The 17,963-nt window shown below is 66.0% G+C and carries 20 protein-coding genes and 1 pseudogene; 11 read left to right on the forward strand and 10 right to left on the reverse strand.

Annotated elements, in window-relative coordinates; translation table 11 throughout:
- The 3 genes and pseudogenes from H0A72_RS17460 to H0A72_RS17470 form a co-directional block, all read right to left on the reverse strand.
- Positions 1-193: pseudogene (locus H0A72_RS17460) on the reverse strand (acetyl-CoA carboxylase biotin carboxyl carrier protein); the annotation flags it as partial.
- 90 nt (positions 194-283) lie between these two features.
- Positions 284-718 (reverse strand): type II 3-dehydroquinate dehydratase, encoded by a 435-nt coding sequence (gene aroQ / locus H0A72_RS17465; protein ID WP_180157673.1) that lies wholly within the window; start codon positions 716-718, stop codon positions 284-286.
- Positions 719-835: 117 nt separating this feature from the next.
- The gene (locus tag H0A72_RS17470; RefSeq protein ID WP_180157675.1) at positions 836-1,345 is read right to left on the reverse strand and encodes a TlpA family protein disulfide reductase; all 510 of its coding nucleotides are present in this window, start codon (positions 1,343-1,345) and stop codon (positions 836-838) included.
- Between the two features lie 115 nt (positions 1,346-1,460).
- On the opposite strand from H0A72_RS17470, the gene mpl reads away from it, so the two are divergent.
- The 8 genes from mpl to H0A72_RS17510 all read left to right on the forward strand — a co-directional run bounded on the left by mpl (position 1,461) and on the right by H0A72_RS17510 (position 9,972).
- Entirely contained in the window at positions 1,461-2,822 is a 1,362-nt protein-coding gene (gene mpl / locus H0A72_RS17475) for a UDP-N-acetylmuramate:L-alanyl-gamma-D-glutamyl-meso-diaminopimelate ligase (RefSeq protein WP_180157677.1), read from the forward strand.
- A 39-nt stretch (positions 2,823-2,861) separates the two neighbouring features.
- On the forward strand, positions 2,862-3,455 hold the full coding sequence (locus H0A72_RS17480) for a YqiA/YcfP family alpha/beta fold hydrolase (RefSeq protein WP_180157679.1): 594 nt from the start codon (positions 2,862-2,864) through the stop codon (positions 3,453-3,455).
- Between the two features lie 65 nt (positions 3,456-3,520).
- Positions 3,521-5,407 carry a ribonuclease catalytic domain-containing protein gene (locus tag H0A72_RS17485; protein WP_180157681.1) on the forward strand — a complete coding sequence of 629 codons (1,887 nt, stop codon included), beginning with the start codon at positions 3,521-3,523 and terminating at the stop codon, positions 5,405-5,407.
- 27 nt (positions 5,408-5,434) lie between these two features.
- Positions 5,435-6,316 (forward strand): energy transducer TonB, encoded by an 882-nt coding sequence (locus H0A72_RS17490; protein ID WP_180157683.1) that lies wholly within the window; start codon positions 5,435-5,437, stop codon positions 6,314-6,316.
- Complete coding sequence (aroE, locus tag H0A72_RS17495) at positions 6,313-7,170, forward strand: shikimate dehydrogenase (RefSeq protein ID WP_180157685.1); 858 nt, start codon at positions 6,313-6,315, stop codon at positions 7,168-7,170. Before H0A72_RS17490 ends, aroE begins: the two co-directional genes overlap by 4 nt.
- A gap of 9 nt (positions 7,171-7,179) precedes the next feature.
- Positions 7,180-7,899 carry a monofunctional biosynthetic peptidoglycan transglycosylase gene (gene mtgA / locus H0A72_RS17500; protein WP_180157687.1) on the forward strand — a complete coding sequence of 240 codons (720 nt, stop codon included), beginning with the start codon at positions 7,180-7,182 and terminating at the stop codon, positions 7,897-7,899.
- 79 nt (positions 7,900-7,978) lie between these two features.
- A complete protein-coding gene (gene lptG / locus H0A72_RS17505; protein ID WP_180157689.1) occupies positions 7,979-9,157 on the forward strand; it encodes an LPS export ABC transporter permease LptG in 1,179 nt (392 codons plus the stop codon).
- A complete protein-coding gene (locus H0A72_RS17510; protein ID WP_180157691.1) occupies positions 9,154-9,972 on the forward strand; it encodes a symmetrical bis(5'-nucleosyl)-tetraphosphatase in 819 nt (272 codons plus the stop codon). Before lptG ends, H0A72_RS17510 begins: the two co-directional genes overlap by 4 nt.
- Positions 9,973-9,994: 22 nt before the next feature.
- Here the strand turns inward: H0A72_RS17510 and H0A72_RS17515 are convergent, their stop codons facing one another.
- Genes H0A72_RS17515 through H0A72_RS17530 form a run of 4 tightly spaced genes read right to left on the reverse strand, consistent with a single transcriptional unit; the run spans position 9,995 to position 11,963 of the window.
- Complete coding sequence (locus H0A72_RS17515) at positions 9,995-10,744, reverse strand: lysophospholipid acyltransferase family protein (RefSeq protein WP_180157693.1); 750 nt, start codon at positions 10,742-10,744, stop codon at positions 9,995-9,997.
- 1 nt (position 10,745) lies between these two features.
- Positions 10,746-11,168 carry a Holliday junction resolvase RuvX gene (gene ruvX / locus H0A72_RS17520; RefSeq protein WP_180157695.1) on the reverse strand — a complete coding sequence of 141 codons (423 nt, stop codon included), beginning with the start codon at positions 11,166-11,168 and terminating at the stop codon, positions 10,746-10,748.
- Complete coding sequence (locus tag H0A72_RS17525; RefSeq protein ID WP_180157697.1) at positions 11,161-11,754, reverse strand: YqgE/AlgH family protein; 594 nt, start codon at positions 11,752-11,754, stop codon at positions 11,161-11,163. The genes ruvX and H0A72_RS17525 overlap by 8 nt, the downstream gene beginning before the upstream one ends.
- Positions 11,755-11,798: 44 nt before the next feature.
- Positions 11,799-11,963 carry a rubredoxin gene (locus H0A72_RS17530; protein ID WP_102068856.1) on the reverse strand — a complete coding sequence of 55 codons (165 nt, stop codon included), beginning with the start codon at positions 11,961-11,963 and terminating at the stop codon, positions 11,799-11,801.
- Between the two features lie 147 nt (positions 11,964-12,110).
- On the opposite strand from H0A72_RS17530, the gene thiD reads away from it, so the two are divergent.
- The 3 genes from thiD to hemL all read left to right on the forward strand — a co-directional run bounded on the left by thiD (position 12,111) and on the right by hemL (position 14,910).
- Positions 12,111-12,911 (forward strand): bifunctional hydroxymethylpyrimidine kinase/phosphomethylpyrimidine kinase, encoded by an 801-nt coding sequence (gene thiD / locus H0A72_RS17535; protein ID WP_343060189.1) that lies wholly within the window; start codon positions 12,111-12,113, stop codon positions 12,909-12,911.
- A complete protein-coding gene (thiE, locus tag H0A72_RS17540; protein ID WP_180157701.1) occupies positions 12,908-13,558 on the forward strand; it encodes a thiamine phosphate synthase in 651 nt (216 codons plus the stop codon). The genes thiD and thiE overlap by 4 nt, the downstream gene beginning before the upstream one ends.
- Before the next feature lie 74 nt (positions 13,559-13,632).
- Positions 13,633-14,910, forward strand: coding sequence for a glutamate-1-semialdehyde 2,1-aminomutase (gene hemL / locus H0A72_RS17545; RefSeq protein ID WP_180157703.1), 1,278 nt, complete (start codon positions 13,633-13,635; stop codon positions 14,908-14,910).
- A gap of 66 nt (positions 14,911-14,976) precedes the next feature.
- Here the strand turns inward: hemL and H0A72_RS17550 are convergent, their stop codons facing one another.
- Genes H0A72_RS17550 through H0A72_RS17560 form a run of 3 tightly spaced genes read right to left on the reverse strand, consistent with a single transcriptional unit; the run spans position 14,977 to position 17,958 of the window.
- Complete coding sequence (locus tag H0A72_RS17550) at positions 14,977-15,381, reverse strand: RidA family protein (protein ID WP_180157705.1); 405 nt, start codon at positions 15,379-15,381, stop codon at positions 14,977-14,979.
- A 22-nt stretch (positions 15,382-15,403) separates the two neighbouring features.
- On the reverse strand, positions 15,404-17,050 hold the full coding sequence (locus tag H0A72_RS17555; RefSeq protein WP_180157707.1) for an AMP-binding protein: 1,647 nt from the start codon (positions 17,048-17,050) through the stop codon (positions 15,404-15,406).
- Positions 17,051-17,106: 56 nt separating this feature from the next.
- On the reverse strand, positions 17,107-17,958 hold the full coding sequence (locus tag H0A72_RS17560) for an enoyl-CoA hydratase family protein (RefSeq protein ID WP_180157709.1): 852 nt from the start codon (positions 17,956-17,958) through the stop codon (positions 17,107-17,109).
- Positions 17,959-17,963: the final 5 nt, after the last annotated feature.

A 17,963-nucleotide genomic window follows, 5' to 3' on the forward strand; every position in this document is an offset into this window, starting at 1 on the left:
CGGCCGGGGCCGGTGCCGCGGCGGGCGCCGGCGCGGGGGCCGCGGGAGCGGCCTCGGGCACGTGGGCGACGGGCTGCATCGCCTGCGAGAACTTGACGATGCGGACCTTGCCTTCGCCTTCGGTGATTTCAAGCTCGGCAATGCCCGACTCGGCGACCAGGTCGATCAGGGTTTTGAGTTTTCTTAAGTCCATAAAACTTCCCATGACGTTACTCAGCGATCAGCGCACAGAGTGAACGTTGATGATGATGATTAATAATCAAAGCAAGGAGGAACCCCCGCCTCAGTGGGCCAAGGCATACTGCAGGGCGGCCTCGTATCCGAAAGCGCCCAGCCCGGCCACCACGCCTTGCGCCACGTCCGACAGATAAGAGACGTGACGGAAGGGCTCCCGCTTATATACGTTGGATAAATGCACTTCGACAAAAGGTATGTTGACCGCGCCCAGGGCATCGCGCAGCGCGACGCTGGTGTGCGTATACGCTGCCGCGTTGATGATGATGAAATCGACGGATTCCCGGCGCGCGGCCTGTATGCGATCGACCAGCTCGCCTTCATGATTGCTTTGAAACACGCTGCACTCGGCGCCGGCGCCCGCGGCCAGCTGTTGCAGGCGCCGATTGATGTCATCCAGTGTTTGCCGGCCATAGATTTCTGGCTCGCGCGTGCCGAGCAGGTTCAGATTGGGGCCATGCAAAACGAGAATGTGCTGCGCCATTGCGAATATTTGGTGAAGACAGACCGCCTTTTTACGCTAAAAAGCGGTATTTGTCCATTAAATGGAAGGCCTGCCCGATACCCGGCGGCCGCCTTCCGCCCGATGCCCGGACGGCTTTCAGCTCATTCCGGCAATGTAGGCGTCGAGCTCTTCAGGCTTGATCTGGCCGAGATAATGGCGGACATAGCGGCCATCCTTGTCGAAAACCACGGTGAACGGCAAGCCGCCGTTTTTATTGCCCAGCTCGCGCATGAGCTTGATGCCGCCGTGGCCCGCAATGAGCAGGGGGTAGGACACCTTGACCTTTTGCCCGAATTTTTCCACATTGGCGGCGGTGTCGACCGCCAGGCCGACGAACTGGACGCCCGGATACTTTTTATGCAGCGCATCGAGGTCGGGCATTTCCTTCACGCAGGGCGGGCACCAAGTCGCCCAGAAATTGAGCACCACCGGCTTGCCCAGGTAGCTGCGAAAAGGGGTGTCGCCTCCCGCCGCCGAAGGGAATTCATTGGCATAGAAAGCGTGGGGCGGCAGCGCGGCGGCGCGCGCCACCGGCGCAATGCTGGAAAGGCCGGCGGCAACGATGGGGGCCAGAGAGGCCCGGCGCAGGAACTCTCGCCGTTTCATGATGGACCTGTGGAAAATGACCGTACGCCGCCAATCATAGCACCCGTCCGGGGTCGGGCCCCGGGCCCCGGAGCACGGCCCCCTTATGACTACAATATGCCCCCGGAGGAAAAAAATGCACTTACACATACTTGGCATCTGCGGCACCTTCATGGGCGGGCTCGCGCTGATCGCGCGCTCCGCCGGGCACACCGTGACGGGTTGCGACGCCGGCGTCTATCCCCCGATGAGCACTCAGCTGCAAGAACAGGGCATCGACCTGATAGAAGGCTTCGACGCCGCCCAGACCGCGCTCAAGCCCGACCTGTACGTCGTCGGCAACGTGGTGACACGCGGCAACCCGCTGATGGAGGCCATACTGGACCAGGGCCTGCCCTACATCTCCGGCCCACAATGGCTGGGCGACCACATCCTGGCCGGACGCCACGTGCTGGCCGTCGCCGGCACCCATGGCAAGACCACCACGAGCTCCATGCTGGCCTGGATACTCGAATACGCCGGCATGGCGCCCGACTTCCTCATCGGCGGCATCGCCCCCGACCTGAAAGTATCCGCGCGCTATCGCCCGGACGGCCGATTCTTCGTCATCGAAGCCGACGAATACGACACGGCCTTCTTCGACAAGCGCTCCAAGTTCGTGCACTACCGCCCCCGCAGCGCCGTATTGAACAACCTGGAATACGACCACGCCGACATCTTTCCGGACCTGGCCGCCATCGAGACACAGTTCCACCACCTCGTGCGCACCATCCCTGCGCAAGGGACCATCATCCGCCCCACGGTCTCCGACGCCCTGGATCGCGTCATCGCGCGCGGCGCCTGGACGCCCATCGTGACATTCGGCGATGGCGGTGAATGGCAAGCCCGCGCCGACGACCGGACCGACGGCTTCGAAGTCGTTCGCGCCCAGCGGCCGGCGGGCACGGTGCACTGGACGCTGACCGGCGAGCACAATCGCCTGAACGCCCTGGCGGCGCTGGCCGCCGCCGACCGGGCGGGCGTCGCCACGGAAACGGCCATTCAGGCCTTGTCCGCATTCCAGGGCGTGAAGCGCCGCATGGAACTGCGCGGCAGCGTGCGCGGCATCCAGGTCTACGACGACTTCGCGCATCACCCCACCGCCATCGACACCACCTTGTCGGGCCTGCGCGCCCAGGTCGGCCGCGACCGCATCCTGGCCGTCCTGGAGCCCCGATCCAATACCATGAAGCTCGGCGCCATGGCCGCCAAGCTGCCCGACGCGCTGCGCTCGGCCGACCTGGTGTTCTGCTTCGGCGCGCGGGAAGGCAAGCACGCCCTGGGCTGGGATCCCGGCCAGGTTCTGGCGCCGCTGGGCGCGCGGGCGACGTCCTACTCCGATCTGGATAAAATGATAGACGCCATCCGCCTTGCGGCCCGCCCGGGGGACCACGTCCTGGTGATGAGCAACGGCGGCTTCGGCGGAATTCACCAGAAGCTTCTGGATCGGCTGCAATAAGCGTACGCGCGCGCACCATTACTTCTACAGGCTCGCCCCATGCTTCTATACCTGCACGGCTTCCGTTCCTCTCCGCAGTCGCACAAGGCGACCTTGATGGCGCGCGCCATGCAGGAGCGCGGCCGCGGGCAAGACTGGTCGTGCCCGCAGCTGCCGGCCAGCCCGCGGCGGGCGCTCGAGCTCGCCCACCGCCTGATAGAACAGGCGGTCGACCAGCGCGGCCTGGACCCGCGGCGCGACCTGGTCGTCGTCGGGTCCTCGCTGGGCGGCTACTACGCCGCCTGCCTGGCCGAACACTGGAAGTGCCGCGCCGTCCTGCTCAATCCCGTGGTCCATGCCGCCCGGGATCTGGCCACGCAAGTGGGCGAGCATACCCAGTTCCATTCCGACGCGCCCTTCCATTTCCTGCCCGAGTACGTCGACGAGCTCGCCGAAATGGCCGTCGGCCGCCCGGCGCACCCTGAAAAGTATTATCTGCTTGCGGCAAAAGGGGACGAGGTGCTCGACTGGCGCGAAATGGCGGATTGGTTCGCCGGCAGCAAAGGCCGCATTCTCGAGGGCGGCGACCACGGCATTTCCGACTTCGATCGATGGCTGCCCGAAGTGATGGAGTTTGCGCTGGCCCCCGGCTAGGCTGCCGGCGCAAGCCTTTTTTATAGACACCGATATGCGGCACACGCATATCAAGACGGAAAATCATGTACGTTCTTTACGAAGACAGCGGAAATTTCAAGGCGGAAAAGATATTTTCGCAAAGCGACTCGACCATGCAGGTGGAATCCGAGTCAGGCAAGCGCAGCAAGATAAAGAACGCGAGCGTTTTGTTCAGCTTCGAGCAGCCCGCCCCCGCCGTGCTGCTCGAAGAAGCGGCGGCGCAGGCGCAGGCCCTGGACGTCGGCTTCCTGTGGGAATGCGCGCCGCAGGAAGAATTCGAGGCCGCCGCCTTCGCCGAGGAATACTACGGGCACCCGCCCAGCGCCGTGGAAAAGGCCGCGCTGATCTTCGCGCTGAACGACGCCCCCGCCTATTTCCATCGGCGCGGCAAAGGCCGCTACCGGCCCGCCCCGCCCGACATCCTCGCCGCCGCCCTTGCTGCCATGGAAAAGAAGCAGAAACAGGCGGCCCAGCAGCAGGAGTGGACGGACGAGATGATCGCCGGCCGTCTGCCCGAGCCCATCGCCCGGGCCGCAAGCTCCTTCTTGACCCGTCCCGACAAGAACAGCCTGGAATGGAAGGCCTTCGATGCCGCCGTACAGCAGCGGGGCACCAGCGCCGAGAAGCTGCTGCTGGACCTGGGGGCATGGCCGCATCCGCTCGCCTTGCACCAGCATCGCTTCCTGTCCACGCATTTCCCGAAAGGCCATGAGTTCGCGCCGGTGCAATTGGCGGGCATCGAACGCGATCTCCCTCTTGCGGACGTGGAAGCGTATTCGGTCGACGACGGCCAGACCATAGAGGTCGACGACGCCTTGTCGGTCACCATGCAGGGGCCGGACGTCGCCACGATAGGGGTGCACATCGCGGTGCCGGGGCTGGCGGTCACCCGCGACAACGAACTGGACAAGCTTGCGCGCAGCCGGATGTCCACCGTCTACATACCGGGCCTGAAGATTCCCATGCTGCCCGGCGAGCTGATCAGCGCGTTCTCGCTGGACGCGGGGCGGCCCCGCCCGGCGCTGTCCCTGTATGTGACCGCCAATTTGGCGACGGGCGAACTGCTTGCGCATGAAACCCGGGTCGAACGCATACAGGTGCGCGAGAACCTTCGCCATCACGTGCTGGAACCGCTGGTGACCGAAGAGGCGCTGAACGACCCAGGCGCCCAGTTGCCTTACGGACACTGGCTCCGGCCCCTGTGGCGGCAGGCGCAGCATCTGTCCAGGCAGCGCGAGGAAGTGCGCGGCAAGCCCGAGAACAACGGCCGGGTCGAATACTCATTCGCCCTGCTCGGCCCCCACGACGACCCGAACACACCGGTGCAATTGATACCGCGCCAGCGCAATGCGCCTCTGGACCGCCTGGTCGCGGAATACATGATTCTGACGAACAATCTCTGGGGAGGCATGCTCGCGCAGTACGGCGTGCCCGGCATCTACCGCTCGCAGCAGGCCGGACGGGTGCGCATGTCCACCCACGCGCTGCCGCACGAAGCGATAGGCGTGCCCCAGTATGCATGGTCGACCTCGCCGCTGCGGCGCTATGTGGACCTGGTCAATCAGTGGCAGATCCTGGCCGCCGCCGAACACGGCGTCTCGGCCCGGCTGGTCGCGCCCTTCAAGCCCAAGGACGCCGACCTCTTCGCCATCATCGGCGCCTTCGATTCGCAATACACGGCCTGGGGCGACTATCAATCGGCCATGGAGCGCTACTGGTGCATGCGCTGGCTGCAGCAGCAGGGCCTGGCCACGGTGCGCGGCACGGTCATCCGCGACGACCTGGTCCGGCTCGATTGCGCGCCTTTCGTGACCCGTGTCGCGGCCTTGCCGGAGCTGGAACGGGGGCAGCCCGTCCTGCTCGACATACTGGGCTATGATGAACTTGCGCTTGAACTGGACTGCCGGCTGCGGGAAGTGATCACGGCCTGACGCCGGCCAACCCCCACAGGCACCCACATGACCACGCTTTTCGCCCTGCCCGAACTGCGAGCGCCGCGTAACGACTACCTGCGCATTGCCTTCGTGCTGTCGCTGGCCATACACGCCGCGGTCCTGAGCCTGCATTTCTCCCCGCCGCCGGCGCCGCCCGACCCGGCGGAGCGCCCGCTGGAAGTGACGCTGGTCAACGCCCGCAGCGAAGTGGCGCCGCTGCAGGCCCAGGCGCTGGCCCAGGACGACCTCATGGGCGGCGGATACGCCCAGGAAAAACTCGCCTCGTCCCCCTTGCCGCGCACCAGCACCGAAACGGCGGACGAGGTCGTCCTGGCCGCCTTGCGCCAGCGCCAGCGCGAACTCGAAGCGGAGCAGCTGCGCCTGTATACCGCGCTGACGTCGCCGGACCACGTGCCCGCGCAGCGCGACACCGGCGTTTCGTCGGACGCCACCGGCGAGGACGGCCCGGACGAGCAGGAACAGGAAAGCCTGATACTGAATGCGCAGATCAGCGCATTGAAAGAGCGCATAGAGCGGTACAACTCGCAGCCGCGCCTGCAGTTCACCGGGCCGACCACGCGCTCGGTGAACTATGCCGAATACGTCGAAGCCTGGCGCAAGAAGATCGAGCTGCTGGGCACTGAGCACTACCCGGACGAAGCGCGCGGCAAGGTATACGGCAGTCTGCAGCTGACGGTGTACATACGCAAGGACGGCTCGCTGGACCGCATCGAGATCGACCGCCCGTCCAGCCACGCCATCCTGAATCTCGCCGCTTCCCGCATCGTGCAGCTGGCGGCGCCCTTCGCCCCGCTGCCTCCCGCCATCGCCCGCGAAACCGACATCCTGGCCATTACGCGGACGTGGAATTTCATCAACCAGACACTCGAAACCGAGATCCCGTGACCCATCCCGATTCCCGCAAACGCTACGCAGTCGTCGGCAATCCCATCGCGCATAGCCGCTCGCCCTGCATACACGAGGCCTTCGCCCGCCAGACGGGCATTGCCCTGAGCTACGAGCGCATTCTGGCGCCGCTGGACGGCTTCGCCGCCACCGTGCGGGAGTTCTTCGACCAGGGCGGCGCCGGCCTGAACGTCACCGTGCCGTTCAAGGAACAGGCCTGCGCGCTCGCCGGAGAACGCCTGAGCGACCGGGCCCGCCTGGCCGGCGCCGCCAACACCCTGTGGATGCGCGACGGCCTGCTGCACGGCTGCAACACGGACGGCGTCGGGCTGGTCGACGATCTGATCCGATTGGGCCACTCGCCGGCCGGCCGCAGGGTCCTGCTGGTGGGCGCGGGCGGCGCCGCCAAGGGCGTCGCGCTGCCCTTGATCGAGGCGGGCTGCGCGGCGCTGCGCATCGTCAACCGGACGCCGGCGCGGGCCGCCGAGCTCGGCGCTCGGCTGGCCTCCCAACTGCCTCCGATGGCCTCCCGCATCACGGCCGGCGGCCTGGACGAAGCCGAAGGCGACTGGGACATCGTCGTCAACGCGAGCTCCAGCAGCCTGGGCGGGGAGCCCCCCGCGCTGCCGGCGGGCATCTATGCCGACGGCGCCCTCGCCTACGACATGGTCTACGGCTCCGCTGAAACGCCTTTCATGCGGCAGGCGCAGGCCCAGGGCGTCCGGCATCGCGCCGACGGCCTGGGCATGCTGGTCGGCCAGGCGGCCGCAAGCTTCGCCATCTGGAACGGCGTCGCTCCCGAGACGGGGCCGGTTCTGGAAGCGCTGCGGCGCAGCCTGCAAGACGGCGCCTAGGGCGGCGGCATGGCCGGCAACCGGAGCCTGGGCAAGATGGCGGCAACGGCGCTGCTGCTCGCCTTTGCCGCCCTGCTCCTGTATCTTTTCGGCCTTTTCGTCATGGTCCTGTGGCTGAGCGTGCGCGATCCCGGCAGCAGCGCCTTCATGCGGGCCACGCTGAGCGAACTGCGCGCAAGCGACCCCGACGCGGAAATAAAGTACCGCTGGGTTCCATATGAAAACATCAGCGATCACCTGAAGCGCGCCGTGGTGGCATCGGAGGACGCGAACTTCCTGGACCACTACGGCGTCGAATGGGAAGCCATACGCAAGGCCTGGGAGTACAACCGCCGGCAGGCCGAGCGCGGCGCCAGCCGCATGCGCGGCGGCTCGACCATCACCCAGCAGCTTGCCAAGAATCTGTTCCTGTCCGGTTCGCGGTCGTATGTCCGCAAGGCGCAAGAGCTCGTGCTCACCTACATGATCGAAACCGTCATGAGCAAGCGCCGCATCCTGGAGCTCTACCTGAACGTCGCGCAGTGGGGCACCAACGTCTTCGGCGCGGAAGCCGCGGCCCGCCATTATTACAAGACCGGCGCGGACCGGCTGGGCGCGCAGCAGGCCGCCAGGCTGGCCTCCATGCTGCCCCGGCCCGCCTATTACGACGAACACGGCAATACCGCTTATTTGAATTCGCGCACCAGCACCATCCGCAAGCGCATGCAACTGGTGGAAATCCCCGAGTGAAGCCATGCCCGCACGGCGCATAATGTTAATCTTTTGTCTTTGAACACAGAATGCACGCCTTGGCGCCTGCAGCCTTTCGATGCGCACCGCACGCCGTTACCTCGCCCGTGAAATCTACCGATCCAGCGCCGTCGTCCTCGTGGCGCTGCTGGGCCTCTTCACTTTCTTCGCCCTGATCGAAGAACTGGACAGCGTAGGCAGCAAGTTCACCCTGCTCAATCTGTTCTATATACAGGCGCTGGCGCTGCCGACCCGACTGTACGACCTTCTGCCCATCGGCTTGCTGATCGGCGCCATCCTGGCGCTGGCCGGGCTGGCGCAACGCAACGAGCTGGTCATCCTGCGGGTTTCCGGCGTCAGCGGCATCAAGCTGCTGACCATGCTCTGGCTGGTGACGGCCCCCCTGGTGGCGGGCGCGTTCCTGCTGTCCGAGGTGATCACGCCGGCGGCGGAAATGAAGACCAGCGAAGCCAACATGACCTTGCTCGGCCGGTCCGACGGCAGCCGCCTGAGCAGCGGATACTGGTTCAAGGAAGCCGACGGCCGGGGCGGCACGCGCGTCATCAACATCCTGCAGCTGCGCAGCAGCGGCGAAGTGGCGGACGTGACCTTGTATGAATTCAATCACGGGCAGGAACTGCAATCCATGTCGCAGGCCAAGAGCGGCCGTTTCGCGGCCGGCTCGCTCGTTCTGAGCGACCTGACGGAAACCGTGATCGACGCCAACGCGGTGTCCGCCCTTGCCGACGCCCGGACGCCGACGGCGCCCGTCACGCGCCTGGAAACGCACGCAACGCGAACGCTGCGCACCAGCCTGACGCCCGAGCGCCTGATCGCGCGCATCCTGACGCCCGAGCGCATGTCCATACTCGACCTTGCCGACTACATCGATTACCTGCGCGACAACCAATTGCAGACCGACAGGCAGGTGGTGGCGCTGTGGCGCAAGATGGCCTATCCGTTCACGCTGCTGGTCATGATCACCATCGCCGCCCCCATCGGCTTCATGCAGACGCGCCGGGGCGGGGTCGGCAGCAAGGTATTCGTCGGCATCCTGCTGGGCGTGGGCTTCTTCATGCTGAATCAGCTGGCGCTCAACCTGGGCATGCTGAGCAAATGGGCGCCCTGGGTGACCGCCCTGGTGCCCAACCTCGGGGCCCTGGGCATTGCTCTGGCGGCCCTGATACTCATGGAAAACCAACACAATGTAAGGCGCTTCAATCGGGCGCACTGGCCATGGAGCAAGCCCGCGGCATGACTTCGACACCCAGCATCTGGATCATCGGCGACGTGCAGGGGTGCAGCAAGCCGCTGCACGCGCTGCTCGACCATCCCGACATCGCGAACGACAAGGACCCGACCTTCTGGTTCGCGGGGGACTTGATCAACCGCGGCCCGGATTCCCTGGGCGCGCTGCGGACCGTCATCGGGCTGGGGGACAAGGCGGTATCGGTGCTGGGCAATCATGATCTGCATCTGCTGGGCGTGGCGGCCGGGGCGCGCAAGCCCGGCAAGTCCGACACGCTGCAGTCCATCCTGGACGCGCCCGACGCGCAGGAGCTGATCGACTGGATCCGGCATTGTCCGCTGGCGCACTACGAGCATCGGCATCTCATGGTCCACGCGGGCGTGCTGCCCAAATGGGACGTCGCCAAGACGCTGTCCCTGGCCGCCGAGGTGGAATCCGCGCTGCGCGGGCTGGACTGGAAGGAGAACCTGCGCGCGATGTACGGCAATGAGCCGTCGCAGTGGAAGGACGACCTCCACGGCGCCAAGCGCATGCGGGTCATCATCAACGCGCTGACTCGCATGCGCATGTGCAATGCGCGCGGGCACATGGAGTTCTCGCACAAGGGGGCGCCCACGAACGATGGCGAGCTCATGCCGTGGTTCGACACCCCGAACCGGATGACGCGGGGCGAGACCATCGTCTTCGGGCACTGGTCCACGCTGGGCTTGCTGATGCGGCCCGATGTGGTGTGCCTGGACACCGGCTGCGTATGGGGGCGCCAGCTGACGGCGATGCGCCTGCATGACAGGAAGCTGGTGCAGATTCCTTGTTCGGACCGGTGACCAGGGGCGGCTCGGCCGGCCCCTATGCCTCGAACGCCGATATCGCCTCGATGATCGCCGCCCGAGCCTGTTCCGCCACGCGGGCGCGGCCCTGTTCCTGGCAATAGCCGTTGCGCAGCTCCGGCAGGAACACGGCTTCCACCACCACGCCGGTCGTCCCCAGTAAATACCACAGGTTCTGCATCAGGTTCTGTTCGCCGACGAAGGCGACGTAGTCGCTGCGCCGTCCGCGATGGAAGAAGCGCAGCGCCACCGGCTGGATGTCCACATTGGCCCGGATGGCCGCGTCGAACAGACTGGAATGGAAGGGGGCGACCTCATAGCCGGGCGAAGTGGTGCCTTCCGGAAACAGGCCCACCGCCTCGCCCTGGCTGAACCGCGTCTTCATTTGATGGCCCACCGCCCGGATGGCGTGGCGGCGGCCGCGCTCGATGAACACCGTGCCGGCGCCCTCGACCAGCCAGCCGATGACGGGCCAGCGCCTGATGTCGCTCTTGGCGATGAATGCCGTCGGCCGCACGGCATTGAGCACGAAGATGTCGATCCAGGACACGTGATTGGCCACCAACATGACGGGCCCGGCCCGGCGCGCCGACCCATACACCCGTATGCCGACCCCGCACAGCAGCATCAGGCCGCGCGACCAGTGCAAGACCATATAGGAACGCATGCGCAACGGAGCGAACGGAAAAATGAGGGTGACGGATAACAGGCCCAGTACGATCCATGTTGCGACAAAGGCGGCGCGCAACAGAAAACGCAATATGTTCAAGTCATCCCCTCGGCGGCGTCTCGTGGGAGGGGGAGAGCCCGTCCAGGTAGCGCTGCAGGATCACCGCGGCCGCCATGGCATCGTCATCGGCGTTGGTGCCCAGCGCCTGCTGGGCCTCCATGCTGGATCCGCGCTCGTCGACGAGCTCGACGTCCAGCCCATAGCGCCCGCGCAGTTGATTGGCGAAGCGGCGGCACCGCAGGCTGTGGTATTGCTCCTGGCCGTCGAGCGTCAGCGGCAGGCCCACGATGATCTTGTCGGGCCGCCATTCCGCCAGGATTTCCTCGATGCCGGCGAAGCGCTGCTCGCGCGTGGTGGAAAACAGGATGCGCAGCGGACGCGCCTGGCGCAGCAGCGTATTGCCGATGGCCACGCCGATCTTCTTGATGCCGTAATCGAAAGCCAGCAGCGTCTGGTCAGGCATGGCCCGCGTCGCCCGCCAGCATGACGGAATCGATGCCGAGCTGCCCCAGCGCCACTTCGTAGCGTTGGGCCGAAGGCGTGGTGAAAAGGATGTCGCGCGTGGAGGCGACGTTGAGCCAGGCGTTTTGCGCCATTTCGCTTTCCAGCTGGCCGGCGCCCCAGCCCGCGTAGCCCAGCGTGATCAGAATCTGCTCCGGCCCCTTGCCCTGGGCGACGTCCTGCAGGATGTCGCGCGAGGTCGTCAGGGTGACGTCGCCCATCTTGATGCTGGAGCTGTAGTCGCCCGACGAGGCGTGCAGCACGAAGCCGCGATCGGTCTGGACCGGCCCGCCGAAAAACACCGGCGTGTCCCGGATGGGGCCTGTTTCAGAGGAAGGGTCGAGGTCTATGCGCTTGAGCAGGTCGCCCACGGTGATGTCGGTGGGACGATTGATGACCAGCCCCAAGGCGCCGTGCTCGGTGTGCTCGCAAACATAGATGACCGTATTGGCCAGGTTGCCCGAGACCTTGCCCGGCATGGCCAGCAGAAGCTGGCGGGACAGGTCTATGCCCATTTCCGAATTCGGGCGTTTGGTGGCAGAGCTCATGACTTACCCTCCGGGGCGGCAAAATCGGCCTTTGGCGGCTTGGCTTATACCTCGATCAACTCGAAATCCTCTTTCCGGGCGCCGCATTCGGGGCATACCCAGTTCGGAGGAACGTCTTCCCAGCGCGTTCCGGGCGCAATGCCTTCTTCGGGCAGCCCGGCCTCTTCATCATAGATCCACCCACAAATCAAACACATCCACGTACGCATGTCATGTTACTCACTGATAATTACAAATTCAAAACCCGGCGGATCCTGAGCGCTTCAATTAGAATGGGGCCAATATTACTAAACCCAATGGCTTCGTCTAAGATATTAACCAAAGATTGCGCCAAACTTTTACCGACCCGCCTCGCTGTGCACGTTTCAAACCCACCTCTAGTCCTTATTTTCGGCCCCCTCGACCCCAGCGGGTCGAGTAGCCTGCCTGCCGACGCGGTTACCTGCTCGGCCCTGGGCTGCCACGCGCTCTGCACCCTGACGGCGCTGACCGTCCAGGACACCGCCCGGACCGAGGAAATACAGCCCGTCGCGCCCGAGCTCATCGACGACCAGGCGCGCTGCCTGCTCGAAGACATGACGGTCCAGGCCATCAAGGTGGGGCCGCTTTATTCGGCCGAATCGGCAAGTGTACTCGCTCAGATCGCCGCGGATTACAGCCACGTCCCCCTGGTGCTGCATTTGCAGCGCCTGCCCGACAGCGGGCTGAACAGCGAGCTCGAAGAAGAAGACCTGCTGCTGGCGGTGTTCGAACTCTTGCTGCCGCAGACCGACATCGTGGTCGCGGACCACCACATGCTGGAACACTGGCATGCCCAGGGCATGTTCGGCGACATCGACGCCGATCGCCCGGCCGAAGCGCTCCTGCAATACGGGGCCAAATGGGTGCTGAGCACCGGCGCCCCGCTGCGCGCCGGCCAGGGCAGCTACCTGCTGCAGGGGCCGGACCGCGAAACGGCCACCTGGCCCTGGCATGCGCCCGCGAACCGGCTGCTCGACGCAGACGGCCCCCTGTGCTGCGCCATCACGGCCGCGCTGGCGCAAGGGCGCGACATGCCCGGTGCCGTCGAGTCCGCCATCAACGCCTCCGCGGCCTTCACCGCGCGCCATTTCCAGCCGGGAATGGGCCAGCGCCTGATCAACCGGTCCGCGGCATGAATACCGAACTGCGTTTCCCACGGGGCCTCTACGGCATCACGCCCGAATGGGACGACACCGATCGCCTGCTGGAAGGCATCGGCGCCGCCGCCCGGGGCGGAATGGCCGCGCTGCAATGGCGCCGCAAAACCATCGCGCCCGGCGACCGTGTCGCCCAGGCCCGCCGCGTCGCCGAACTCTGCCGCCGGCTGGGCCTGCCGTGCATCATCAACGACGATTGGCGCCTGGCCGCCCTGGTCGACGCCGACGGCGTCCACCTGGGCAAGGAAGACGGCAGCATCGTCCAGGCCAGGCTGGCCCTGGGCCCGGAAAAAATCATCGGCTGCTCCTGCTATGACGACCCGGCGCTCGCCGAAAAAGCGCTACAGGCCGACGTCGACTACGTCGCCTTCGGGGCGGTCTACCCGTCCACGGTCAAACCCCAGGCGGTCAAGGCGACGCTGGACCACATCCGCCAGGGCCGCCGGCTCGTGGAAGGCGGCCCCGCCCGGCCACGCCCGGCCATCGTGGCGATAGGCGGCATCACGGCCGACAACGCCGCTCCCGTCATCCTGGCGGGCGCCGACAGCATCGCGGTCATCAGCGGGCTGTTCGGAACGCCCGACATCCAGGCCGCGGCGTCCCGCTGCAGCGCCCTGTTCGGCTGACCCGCCGCCCGCCCGGTTCGGGCATTCGAGCTTGGGTTATCCTATAGGCCCTTCCGCTACGAGTGTTCTGAACCATGTCACGCAATACTGAACTTTTCGACCGCGCCTGTCGCACCATACCCGGCGGCGTCAATTCTCCCGTGCGCGCATTCCGCTCCGTGGGAGGGTCGCCGCGCTTCATCAAGCGGGCTCAGGGGCCTTATGTATGGGACGCCGACGGCCAGCGGTACATAGACTACGTCGGCTCCTGGGGGCCGGCCATCCTGGGCCATGCCCACCCGGAAGTCATCCGGGCCGTCCAGGAGGCGGCGGTCGACGGCCTGTCGTTCGGCGCGCCCACCGAGGCCGAGATCGAAATCGCGGAAGCCATCGCGGCACGCATCCCGTCCATCGAAAAGCTGCGCCTGGTCAGCTCCGGCACCGAGGCCACCATGAGCGCCATCCGCCTGGCGCGCGGGTACACGGGGCGGTCGCGCATCGTCAAGTTCGAAGGCTGCTACCACGGGCATGCCGACAGCCTGCTGGTCAAGGCCGGCTCCGGCATGCTCACTTTCGGCAACCCGACGTCCTCGGGCGTGCCCGTCGAGTTCATCCAGCATACGCTGGTGCTGGACTACAACAAGCTGGAAGCGGTCGAGGCCGCGTTCAAGGAATATGGCGCCGAGATCGCCTGCGTGATCGTCGAACCCGTCGCGGGCAACATGAACCTGGTCAAGCCGCTGCCCGGCTTCCTGGAGGGGCTGCGCGCGCTTTGCACCCAGTACGGGGCGCTGCTGATTTTCGATGAAGTCATGACCGGTTTTCGCGCGGGCCCGCAAGGGGTGCAGGGCCTGATGGGCATCACGCCCGACCTCACCACTCTGGCCAAGGTGATCGGCGGCGGCATGCCGGTGGGGGCTTTCGGCGGGCGGGCCGACATCATGGAGCATATCGCGCCTTTGGGCGGGGTCTACCAGGCCGGTACGCTGTCGGGCAATCCGGTCGCGGTGGCGGCGGGGCTGACGACGCTGAAGCTGCTGGCCGAACCGGGCTTCTACGAGCGGCTGTCCGAACAGACTCGCAAGCTGGCCGAAGGGCTGGCCGAACGCGGCCGCGCCGCGGGCGTGGCCGTCAGCGGCGACTATGTGGGCGGGATGTTCGGGCTGTACTTCCGCGACGCCATCCCGACGACGTTCGATGAAATGTCGGAATGCAATATCGAGCTCTTCAAACGGTTCTTCCACGGCATGCTGATCCGGGGCGTGCACTTCGCGCCCTCAGCCTTCGAGGCCGGCTTCGTGTCGGCCGCCCATGACGATGCCGTCATCGCGGAGACTCTGGCGATCGCCGAAGAGGTATTCGCCAAGCTCTGACGCGGCAAGCGGCCAGGCGCCCGCACGGGCTGTGATTCGTGCGGGCGCCTGGCTCTCATGGCCCCATCAGGCGGGCACCACCGCCGTAACCTCGATTTCGACGCGCGCCCGGTCCTCGATCAGATCCGAGACCTCGATGGCGGTCATGGCCGGGAAATGGCGGCCGATGATCTCCCGGTAGTGATGCCCGACCTCCCGCAACGCCGCGGCATACTCCTTCTTGTCGCAGACATACCATGTCATCCGCGTGATGTGCTCCGGCCCCGCGCCCCCCTCCCTCAGGATGTCCACGATATTCCGCAGCGTCTGCCCCACCTGTTCGGCGAAGTCGTCCGTCTCGAACTGCTGCTGCGCATTCCAGCCCACCTGCCCGCCCACGAAAATCAGGCGGCTGCCCGCCGTCATTTCCGTCATGATCGCGTTCGAATAACCGCGCGGCTCCATCCAGCTGGGGGGTTGCAAAATCTTCATGCCTCGATCCTCATGCAAACAATCAAACATTCTTGGCCCGCAGCACGAACCGCTGCAGCTTGCCGGTTTCCGTCCGGGGCAGGCCGTCCACGAATTCGACCTCGCGCGGATACTTGTAAGGGGCGATCACCGCTTTCACGTGGTCCTGCAGCGCCTTGACCATGGCCGCATCCCGTTCGAAACCCGGCTTGAGCACCACGAAAGCCTTCACGATCATCCCGCGGTCCGGATCCGGAGCGCCCACCACCCCGCACTCCTGCACGGCTTCGTGCAGCAGCAAGGCGCCCTCCACCTCGGGGCCGGCGATGTTGTAGCCGGACGAGACGATCATGTCGTCATTGCGCGCCTGGTAATAGAAATAGCCGTCCTCGTCCATCGCGAAGGTATCGCCGGGCAGGTTCCAGCCGTTCTGGACGAACGCCCGCTGCCGGTCATCGCTCAGGTAGCGGCATCCGGTCGGCCCCTTGACCGCCAGACGCCCCACCACCCCCGGCCCGACGGGCAGGAGGTTCTCGTCCACCACCTGCGCCACATAGCCCGGAACGGCCTTGCCGATCGCCCCGCGGCGCACCTGGTCGCCCGCGCTGGAGACATAGACGTGGATCATTTCCGTACCGCCGATGCCGTCTATCATTTCGATGCCCGTCGCCTGCTTCCAGAGCTGGCGCGTCGCATTGGGCAGGGCCTCGCCCGCCGACACCGTATTGCGCAGGGTGGAAAGGTCGTATTTGCCCACGAGCGCCGCCATCTGCCTGTAGAAGGTGGGCGCCGTGAAGGTCATGGTCGCGCCGAAGTCCTGGACCGTGGCCAGCAGTTCATCCGGCGTCATGCGCTCGGCCAGCACCGCCGAGGCGCCCACGCGCAACGGAAAGCACAGCAGGCCGCCCAGCCCGAAGGTGAAGGCCAGGGGCGGCGTGCCGCACACGATCTCGTCTTCGCCCATGTTCAGGATATGGCGCGAAAAGGTGTCGCACATCGCCAGCACGTCACGGTGAAAATGCATGCAGCCCTTGGGCATGCCCGTGGTGCCGCTCGTGAAGGCGATCAGGCAGACGTCGTCGACGGCCGTGTCGCAAGGCGTGAATGCGCCGGATTTCTGCGCGGCGAGCGAGTCCAGGCTGTTGGGCGCCTCGTCGTGGAAATACAGGACCTGGCGCAATTCGCGGCAGTACGAGGGATGCTGGTCGTCCAGGCAGTGTTCGACTTCCTCGGCCAGGCGCCTGTCGCACAGGACGGCGTGGATCTGGGCTTTTTCTATGGCTTTCTTCAACTCGCCGGCCCGCAGCAGCGGCATGGTGGGCACGGTGACCAGGCCCGCCTTCACCGCCGCCAGCCAGGACGCCGCCATCATCACGTTGTTGGGGCCCCGCAGCAGGATGCGATTGCCGGGCCGCAAGCCCATATCCTCGGCCAGCACTTGCGCGATGCGGTTGGTCAGCAGCATCAGCTCGGAATAGGTCATGCCGCGCTTGCCGCCGCCTTCGCGCCAGCGCAACGCGATCCGGTCGCCGCGCCCCCGCGCCACGTGCTCGTCCACCAGCGCGGCGGCGCAATTGAGCCGCGCCGGATACGCCACGTCGGGATTGCCGTCCAGCAGCAATTCCGGCCACTCCTCGGGCGGCGGCAGGTGGTCGCGCGCAAAGGTATCGACATGCCCTGATCTTTCCATTCCTTGCTCCTGTCTCGTTCAGCGCCCGGCTGCGCCGTCACGCCCCATGGCCGGCCTCAATCCCCCTGGAATACGGGCTTCTGCCTGGCGACGAAGGCGTCGTATGCACGCACGAAATCGCGGGTCTGCATGCAGATGGCCTGCGCCTCGGCCTCGGCCTCGATGGCTTCGTCGACGCCCATGTTCCATTCCTGATGCAGCAGCTTCTTGGTCATGCCGTGGGCGAAGCTGGGACCGTCGGCGAGCTGGCGCGCCAGCTTCCGCGCCTGGTCCAGGACCTGGCCGGGCTCATGCAGGCTGTTGAAGAAGCCCCAGGCCAGGCCCTCGTCGGCGCTCATGGAGCGGCCGGTATACAGCAATTCGGAAGCCCTGCCCTGCCCGATCATGCGGGGCAGCAGGGTGCAGGCGCCCATGTCCGCGCCGGCCAGCCCGACCCGCGTGAACAGGAAGGCGGTCTTGGCGCGCGCCGTGCCCAGGCGCATGTCGGACGCCAGCGCGATCATGGCGCCGGCCCCGGCGCAGACGCCGTCGACGGCGGCGACGATGGGCTGCGGACACGCCCGCATGGCCTTGACCAGGTCGCCCGTCATGCGGGTGAAGTCCAGGAGTTCGGGCATGGACATGCGCGTCAGCGGGCCGATGATTTCATGCACGTCGCCGCCGGAGCAGAAGTTCCCGCCGGCGCCGGTCACGACCACGCACTTGATGTCGGTGGCATAGACCAGCGCGCGAAACAGGTCGCGCAGCTCGGCGTAGGAATCGAAGGTCAGCGGGTTCTTGCGCTCGGGCCGGTTCAAGGTGATGGTGGCCACCTTGCCGTCCTGGTCGGCTTCCCAAAGAAAGTTGCGCGCCTGGTATGCGGCGCAGGGGCGCTTGTGGTGCGCCATGGTGTGTACGGTCTGTTCCATGTTTT

It is taken from the genome of Parapusillimonas granuli (assembly GCF_013416525.1).
Taxonomy (GTDB): domain Bacteria; phylum Pseudomonadota; class Gammaproteobacteria; order Burkholderiales; family Burkholderiaceae_B; genus Parapusillimonas; species Parapusillimonas granuli.

Excerpts from the sequence above, each read along its gene's own strand:
- aroQ (WP_180157673.1), bottom strand. The coding sequence starts at position 718 with ATGGCGCAGCACATTCTCGTTTTGCATGGCCCCAATCTGAACCTGCTC.
- hemL (WP_180157703.1), top strand. The coding sequence starts at position 13,633 with ATGTCACGCAATACTGAACTTTTCGACCGCGCCTGTCGCACCATACCC.
- H0A72_RS17470 (WP_180157675.1), bottom strand. The coding sequence starts at position 1,345 with ATGAAACGGCGAGAGTTCCTGCGCCGGGCCTCTCTGGCCCCCATCGTT.
- H0A72_RS17550 (WP_180157705.1), bottom strand. The coding sequence starts at position 15,381 with ATGAAGATTTTGCAACCCCCCAGCTGGATGGAGCCGCGCGGTTATTCG.
- H0A72_RS17480 (WP_180157679.1), top strand. The coding sequence starts at position 2,862 with ATGCTTCTATACCTGCACGGCTTCCGTTCCTCTCCGCAGTCGCACAAG.
- H0A72_RS17490 (WP_180157683.1), top strand. The coding sequence starts at position 5,435 with ATGACCACGCTTTTCGCCCTGCCCGAACTGCGAGCGCCGCGTAACGAC.
- lptG (WP_180157689.1), top strand. The coding sequence starts at position 7,979 with ATGCGCACCGCACGCCGTTACCTCGCCCGTGAAATCTACCGATCCAGC.
- H0A72_RS17560 (WP_180157709.1), bottom strand. The coding sequence starts at position 17,958 with ATGGAACAGACCGTACACACCATGGCGCACCACAAGCGCCCCTGCGCC.
- H0A72_RS17530 (WP_102068856.1), bottom strand. The coding sequence starts at position 11,963 with ATGCGTACGTGGATGTGTTTGATTTGTGGGTGGATCTATGATGAAGAG.
- mtgA (WP_180157687.1), top strand. The coding sequence starts at position 7,180 with ATGGCCGGCAACCGGAGCCTGGGCAAGATGGCGGCAACGGCGCTGCTG.
- H0A72_RS17485 (WP_180157681.1), top strand. The coding sequence starts at position 3,521 with ATGTACGTTCTTTACGAAGACAGCGGAAATTTCAAGGCGGAAAAGATA.
- H0A72_RS17510 (WP_180157691.1), top strand. The coding sequence starts at position 9,154 with ATGACTTCGACACCCAGCATCTGGATCATCGGCGACGTGCAGGGGTGC.
- mpl (WP_180157677.1), top strand. The coding sequence starts at position 1,461 with ATGCACTTACACATACTTGGCATCTGCGGCACCTTCATGGGCGGGCTC.
- ruvX (WP_180157695.1), bottom strand. The coding sequence starts at position 11,168 with ATGCCTGACCAGACGCTGCTGGCTTTCGATTACGGCATCAAGAAGATC.
- thiE (WP_180157701.1), top strand. The coding sequence starts at position 12,908 with ATGAATACCGAACTGCGTTTCCCACGGGGCCTCTACGGCATCACGCCC.
- H0A72_RS17525 (WP_180157697.1), bottom strand. The coding sequence starts at position 11,754 with ATGAGCTCTGCCACCAAACGCCCGAATTCGGAAATGGGCATAGACCTG.
- H0A72_RS17555 (WP_180157707.1), bottom strand. The coding sequence starts at position 17,050 with ATGGAAAGATCAGGGCATGTCGATACCTTTGCGCGCGACCACCTGCCG.